Source organism: Kitasatospora sp. NPDC056731, assembly GCF_040687675.1.
GTDB lineage: Bacteria > Actinomycetota > Actinomycetes > Streptomycetales > Streptomycetaceae > Kitasatospora.
In genome coordinates this window covers 136356-142355 of record NZ_JBFBNR010000022.1, presented here as the reverse complement: position 1 = coordinate 142355, position 6000 = coordinate 136356, and the positions used below count along the sequence as shown (strand labels likewise).

The 6000-nt window shown below is 74.9% G+C and carries 7 protein-coding genes; 5 read left to right on the top strand and 2 right to left on the bottom strand.

What is annotated here, in order from left to right:
• Positions 1 to 132: 132 nt before the first annotated feature.
• Positions 133 to 480: an SCP2 sterol-binding domain-containing protein gene (locus tag AB0R04_RS23405; protein ID WP_363374220.1), complete on the bottom strand. Its 348-nt coding sequence runs from the start codon at positions 478 to 480 to the stop codon at positions 133 to 135.
• Positions 481 to 657: 177 nt separating this feature from the next.
• Between AB0R04_RS23405 and AB0R04_RS23400 the strand changes: the two genes are divergently transcribed.
• The 4 genes from AB0R04_RS23400 (at position 658) to AB0R04_RS23385 (ending at position 3594) form a co-directional block, all read left to right on the top strand.
• Complete coding sequence (locus AB0R04_RS23400; RefSeq protein WP_363374218.1) at positions 658 to 1566, top strand: histone H1-like repetitive region-containing protein; 909 nt, start codon at positions 658 to 660, stop codon at positions 1564 to 1566.
• Positions 1550 to 1738 (top strand): hypothetical protein, encoded by a 189-nt coding sequence (locus AB0R04_RS23395; RefSeq protein ID WP_363374216.1) that lies wholly within the window; start codon positions 1550 to 1552, stop codon positions 1736 to 1738. The genes AB0R04_RS23400 and AB0R04_RS23395 overlap by 17 nt, the downstream gene beginning before the upstream one ends.
• Entirely contained in the window at positions 1735 to 2592 is an 858-nt protein-coding gene (locus tag AB0R04_RS23390) for a TlyA family RNA methyltransferase (RefSeq protein ID WP_363374213.1), read from the top strand. Before AB0R04_RS23395 ends, AB0R04_RS23390 begins: the two co-directional genes overlap by 4 nt.
• Before the next feature lie 93 nt (positions 2593 to 2685).
• Positions 2686 to 3594: an NAD kinase gene (locus tag AB0R04_RS23385; protein ID WP_063349647.1), complete on the top strand. Its 909-nt coding sequence runs from the start codon at positions 2686 to 2688 to the stop codon at positions 3592 to 3594.
• A 19-nt stretch (positions 3595 to 3613) separates the two neighbouring features.
• On the opposite strand, the gene AB0R04_RS23380 is transcribed toward AB0R04_RS23385, so the two are convergent.
• Complete coding sequence (locus AB0R04_RS23380; RefSeq protein WP_363374210.1) at positions 3614 to 5113, bottom strand: PLP-dependent aminotransferase family protein; 1500 nt, start codon at positions 5111 to 5113, stop codon at positions 3614 to 3616.
• A gap of 282 nt (positions 5114 to 5395) precedes the next feature.
• Between AB0R04_RS23380 and AB0R04_RS23375 the strand changes: the two genes are divergently transcribed.
• On the top strand, positions 5396 to 5941 hold the full coding sequence (locus tag AB0R04_RS23375) for a hypothetical protein (RefSeq protein WP_363374237.1): 546 nt from the start codon (positions 5396 to 5398) through the stop codon (positions 5939 to 5941).
• Positions 5942 to 6000 lie beyond the last annotated feature (59 nt).

Sequence of the window (6000 nt, the reverse complement as noted above, 5' to 3'; positions counted from 1 at the left end):
CCTCCTGACCTCTGAAGATCAGGATGATCAGACGACTGCGAGGTGGGTCCCATTTGATCCGCCGTTCAGCGGTCAGCTTTCACCCGTCGCCGACAGTTCGGGCCCAAGAGGGAAGGACCACGGCGGCCGGGTTCAGAGCAGGGTGCGCAGCCGCAGCAGGTCGCGGAAGCCCGCCTCCAGCCGGATCCGGCCGCCCGCCCAGGCGGACGCGAAGTTGAGCCCGCCGAAGACCACGGCGACCAGGTCGTCGCTGCTCATGGTGAGCCGGATCGCCGCCTTCTCGGCCGGGGCGCCGGGGGCCGAGGCGAGGCCTTGGATCCGGCCGTCGCGCAGTTGGCCGGTGAAGGTCAGGTCGAGGTCGGTGATCCGGCAGCTGAGCGAGCGGTCGAGGGCGGCCGCCTTGCGGACGTCACCGGTGGACTTCGCCATGTTCCGGCTGAGCTGTTCCAGCGCCTCGCGGCACTCCTCGGCGTTGGCCATGGCGGTGGTTCCCCTCCCTGGGCTCCCTGGTGGTTGCGGCAGGTGACGGCGATGGTCCCTGCCGGGCCACGGTACCGCAGGCGGGTTTTGGCGGTAGCGTCGTCCGTGGGGTGCCCGGATCGGCCCGGGCACCGACGGCGACGGAGCGATGCGCGCAGGCGCTAAGGAGGCACCCGGATGCTGCCGAGGACGGTGCGGGGAGTGGTGGAGGTCGCCGCCGGGCTGGCGGAGGAGGTCGGCAAGCGGGTCGTCGGGACGGCGGCCGTGATCCTGGAGCGGACGGGCGTCGACGTCACCGAGGTCGAGCGCCGGCTGGGAGGGCAGTTCCCGCCGTCGGCGAAGACGCTGCAGACGCTGGCGGAGGAGGCGGTCACCGCCGGGCGGGCCGGGGTGGACCTGGCCGTCGGGGTGGCGCGCGGCGAGGTGGAGAAGGCCTTCGAGAAGGTCGGCGACCAGGTGATGAAGGTCGGCGTGGTGCTCGCCTACCTGGAGAGCAAGTTGCGCGAGGTCGAGGAGGAGGCCGAGCCCGCGGTGCGGTCGGCCGGGGTCGACGAGGCGGCGGAGCCGACGCCGGCGCCCCGGGCGGACGACCTGTTCGGGCGCGGCTGGGAGCGGGCGGACGAGCAGTCGGCGGCCCCGGTGGCGGGGGAGCCGATAGTGGCCGAACGGGTGGAGGTGGACGAGCCGGTCGAGGTCGACCCGCCCGTCCCGCCGGTACGGCCGTCGCTACCGGGGAAGGCCGCCGCGAAGCGGACCCCGGTGAAGAAGGCCCCGGCGGCGGAGCAGACCTCGGCGGAGCAGACCTCGATGGAGAAGGCCCCGACGGAGCAGGCCCCGGCGGGGGGCCGGGCCGGGGCGAAGAAGTCCCCGGCGAAGAAGGCGGCCGCCAAGAAGCCGGTGGCCAAGAAGACGGCCGCCAAGAAGACGACCGTGCGCAAGACGGCCGTCAAGAAGACCGCCACCGCGCAGCAGGCCGCCGCCGAGTCGGCCGCGCAGCCCAAGGCGCCCGCGAAGCGCACGGCGACGAAGAAGACCACCGTCCGCAAGGCCACCAGCACGAAGAAGCCCGATGACCGGACCAGCTGAAGCCGTCGAACCGCTCGGCGTGGAACCGACCCCGACCGGCCACCCCGCGGTGGACGCCGGACTGGCCCGGCTGGAGGCCCTGGACGGGGTCCCGGCCGAGGCACACGTCGAGGTGTACGAAGATGTTCACCAGCGGCTGGCCGACACGCTGGCCGCGCTCGACCAGGAATGACCCTGGAACGACCCGCAGGATTCGTAGGAGCTGAAACACCAGTGGCAGTGGCACGACGCCGACTCGACGCGGAGCTGGTCCGCCGCAAGCTGGCCCGGTCGCGTGAGCACGCGTCCGAGCTGATCGCGGCCGGCCGGGTGACCGTCGGAGGCACCACCGCGACCAAGCCGGCCACCCAGGTGGAGACCTCGGCGGCGGTCGTGGTGGCCAAGGACGACAACGATCCCGACTACGTCTCGCGCGGCGGGCACAAGCTGGCCGGGGCGTTCGCCGCCTTCGTCCCGCAGGGCCTGGTGGTCGAGGGCCGCAGGGCGCTGGACGCGGGCGCCTCCACCGGCGGCTTCACCGACGTCCTGCTGCGGGCCGGCGCGGTCGGCGTGCTGGCGGTGGACGTCGGCTACGGGCAGCTCGCGTGGTCGCTGCAGAGCGACGAGCGGGTGACGGTGATGGACCGCACCAACGTCCGGGAGCTGACCCTGGAGCTGATCGGCGGCACCCCGGTCGACCTGGTGGTCGGCGACCTGTCGTTCATCTCGCTGGGCCTGGTGCTGCCCGCGCTGGCCGCCTGCGCGGCCGGGGACGCGGACCTGGTGCTGATGGTCAAGCCGCAGTTCGAGATCGGCAAGGAGCGTCTGGGCAGCGGCGGGGTGGTGCGCAGCCCCCAGCTGCGTGCCGAGATGGTGCGCCAGGTCGCCGGGCAGGCGTGGGAGCTCGGGCTGGGCGTGCGCGCCGTCACCGCGAGCCCGCTGCCGGGCCCGTCCGGGAACGTGGAGTACTTCCTGTGGCTGCGCCGGGACGCCCCGCAGCTGGATCCCGCCGAGGCGGACCGGGCCGTCGCGGAGGGGCCCCGATAGGGTGCTGTGGGGGCGTCCGGTCCGTCATGCTGTGTGACGCGGCCGTACCGGGGCCGAAGGCGACCCGGCAGGCGTGAGGGAGAGGGCAGCGGCATGAGCGATGAAGAACGTACGGTCTTCCTGATCGCGCACACCGGCCGGGCGGCGGCGCTGCGCAGCGTCGAGGCCCTGGTGCACGGGCTGCTGAAGGCGGGCATCCGGATCAGACTGCTCGCCTCCGAGGCGCTGGACCTGGACCTGCCGGACGGGGTCGAGAAGGTGGCCGGGGGGCCGGGCGCGGCGGACGGCTGCGAGCTGATCCTGGTCGCCGGCGGGGACGGGACGCTGCTGCGCGGGGCGGAGCTGGCCCGCGAGCACGGGTTGCCGATGCTCGGGATCAACCTGGGTCGGGTCGGGTTCCTCGCCGAGGCCGAGCGGGACGATCTGGCCGTGGTGGTCGAGCGGGTGGTCGACGCCGACTACGAGGTCGAGGAGCGGATGACGATCGATGTCATCGTCCGCACCAACGGCGATGTGGTGCACCAGGACTGGGCGTTGAACGAGGCGTCGATCGAGAAGGCGTCCCGGGAGCGGATGCTGGAGGTGGTGACCGAGGTGGACGGCCGCCCGGTCTCCAACTTCGGCTGCGACGGCGTGGTGTGCGCGACACCGACCGGTTCCACCGCGTACGCGTTCTCCGGCGGCGGGCCGGTGGTGTGGCCGGAGGTGGAGGCGCTGCTGATGGTGCCGATCTCCGCGCACGCGCTGTTCGCCCGCCCGCTGGTGACCTCGCCGGATTCGGTGCTGGCCGTCGAGGTGCAGCCCAAGACCCCGCACGGCGTGCTCTGGTGCGACGGGCGGCGCACGGTCGAACTGCCCGCCGGCGCACGGGTGGAGGTCCGCCGGGGGCAGACCCCGGTGCGCCTGGCCAGACTGCACCGGGCGCCGTTCACCGACCGGCTGGTGGCCAAGTTCGCGCTGCCGGTGACGGGTTGGCGCGGGCGGGCGAACACCCACTGCTGATGGCCCGTCAGGCCGCTGGTCAGATCGCCAGCGGCGGGGTGTCGCCGGGCGGCCCGTACCGGCCGCCCGCCGTCGCCCGGGCGGCGGTCTCGGCGAGCCGCTGCACAGCGGCGGGGACGGCCGGGGCCGGCACGGTGAGCGGGATCCGGACGTGGTGCTCGAACGCGCCGTCCGAGCCGAACCGGTTGCCCGAGGCGATCCGCACCCCGGCGCGTTCCCCGGACCGGGCCAGCGCCGCGCCGGACAGCCCGCCGGTGGACACCCAGAGCGAGAGCCCGCCGGGCGGCGGCGTGAACGACCAGCCCGGCAGGTGCTCGGGCAGTGCGGCGGCGAAGGCGTGCGCCGTCGCCCGCAGCCGGTCCAGCTGGTGCGCCCGGACGGCGGGCAGCGGCTCGCCCAGCAGTTCGGCGGCGATCAGCTGTTCCAGGACCGGTGTGCCGACGTCGCTGTAGACCCGGTCGGCGGCCAGCCGGCGCACCAGCGCGGGCGCGGCCCGGACCCAGCCGATCCGCAGGCCGCCCCAGAGCAGCTTGCTGGCCGAGCCGACGGTGACCACCTGGGCGGACCGGTCCAGCGCCGCCATCGGGCGCGGCAGCGGGACGGACTCCGGTACGCCCCAGCCGAGTTCGGCGGTGGTCTCGTCGACCAGGACGACGCTGCCTGCGGCCCGGGCGGCGGCCAGCAGCTCGCGGCGCTGCTCCTCGCCGATCAGCGCGCCGGTCGGGTTGTGGAAGTCCGGGATCACGTAGGCGACCTTGGGCGCGGCCCCGCGCAGCACCCCGCGCCACTCGGTGAGGTCCCACTCGGGCTGGGGGCGGTAGCCGTACGGCACCGGCACCAGGCGGGCGCCGGTGATCCGGAGCGCCTGGAGGGTGTGGGCGTAGCTGGGCGCCTCGACGGCGACCCGGTCGCCGCGGCCGATCAGCGCCCGCTGGACCAGGTGCAGCCCGCCCATCGCGCCGGTGGTGACGAGGATCTGGTCGGGGGTGGTGGGCAGGCCGCGCTGGGTGTAGCGGCGGGCGAGGGCCTCGCGCAGCACCGGGACGCCGGTGGGGTAGTGGCCGTGCCCGGCGGCGTAGCAGGGCAGCTGCTCGACGGCCCGGACGGCGGCCTCGCCGAGGAAGGGCTGCGGGGCCGGCAGGGCGGCGACGCCGAGGTCCAGGGTGCGGCCCTGCTCGTCCGGGGGGACGGGGTGCAGCGCGTCGCTGGGCGGCGGGGCGCCCTCGGGCAGGGTGGTCCAGCTGCCGGCGCCGCGGCGGCTGAGCAGGTAGCCGTCGGCGCGCAGGGTCTCGTAGGCGGTGGCGACGGTGGTGCGGCTCAGCTCCAGGGCGCCGGCGAGTTCGCGCTCGGCGGGCAGCCGGGCGCCGACCGGCAGGCGGCCCTCGGTGACCAGCAGCCGGATCTGCCCGGCGAGGGTCCGGTAGGCGGGGCGGCGGGCGGTGGCCGGCTCGGGCAGCCGGGCGGCGGCGAGCAGCCGGGCGAGCGCGGGCGGGGTGACGGTGGTGTGCCAGTCGGCCAAGGCTGATCAGTCCACTTGCTCGAAATTGGCCCTGGAGTGGGCTCTATTGGCCTGACCATCATGGCAGTGCGGCCGTCGAGTCCGCCACCGCCGGGGCCGCCCGGGGTGCAGCACCACCCGCAGGAGCGCCCGATGGCCACCACGACCACGCCCACGACCACGTCCGAACCCGCCCCGGAGGCCGCCCGGCCCCCGCTCGCCGCCCGGGTGCTCGGCGACACCCACGCCCTGGGCCGCCGGATCCCGCAGCTCGCCGTCGGCCTCTACCTGTACGGCGCGAGCATGGCGCTGATGCTGCGCTCCGGCCTCGGCCTCGACCCGTGGGACGTCTTCCACCAGGGCCTGCAGCGCGTCGCAGGCCTCTCGGTGGGCACCTGGGTGACCATCTGCGGCGCCCTGGTCCTGCTGCTGTGGATCCCGATCCGCCAGCGCCCGGGCGTCGGCACCGTCGCCAACGTGCTGGTGCTGGGCGCCTCGATGGACCTCACGCTGCGGCTGGTCGACGGCCCGCACGGGCTGCCTGCCCGGATCGCGCTGATGGTTGCCGCGATCGTGCTCAACGGCCTGGCCACCGGCCTCTACATCGGTGCCCGCCTGGGCCCCGGCCCGCGCGACGGCCTGATGACCGGCCTGCACCGGCGCACCGGGCGTTCGCTGCGGCTGATCCGCACCGGCATCGAGGTGACGGTACTGGTCGCCGGCGTCCTGCTGGGCGGCACCGCCGGGGTCGGCACGGTCGCGTACGCACTGGCGATCGGCCCGCTGGTGCAGATCTTCCTGCCGTGGTGCACGGTGCCGGGACCCGGGCAAACGCCCCGGAAGGGGTGAACTTCCGGGCGCGGAGTTGCCGCGCGGCGTTGCCGCTCGTCGCGCGCCGGGGGTGGAAC

Bases quoted from the DNA above. Each gene is read 5' to 3' on its own strand.
- AB0R04_RS23405 (WP_363374220.1), bottom strand. From the start codon at position 480: ATGGCCAACGCCGAGGAGTGCCGCGAGGCGCTGGAACAGCTCAGCCGG.
- AB0R04_RS23400 (WP_363374218.1), top strand. From the start codon at position 658: ATGCTGCCGAGGACGGTGCGGGGAGTGGTGGAGGTCGCCGCCGGGCTG.
- AB0R04_RS23395 (WP_363374216.1), top strand. From the start codon at position 1,550: ATGACCGGACCAGCTGAAGCCGTCGAACCGCTCGGCGTGGAACCGACC.
- AB0R04_RS23390 (WP_363374213.1), top strand. From the start codon at position 1,735: ATGACCCTGGAACGACCCGCAGGATTCGTAGGAGCTGAAACACCAGTG.
- AB0R04_RS23385 (WP_063349647.1), top strand. From the start codon at position 2,686: ATGAGCGATGAAGAACGTACGGTCTTCCTGATCGCGCACACCGGCCGG.
- AB0R04_RS23375 (WP_363374237.1), top strand. From the start codon at position 5,396: ATGGCGCTGATGCTGCGCTCCGGCCTCGGCCTCGACCCGTGGGACGTC.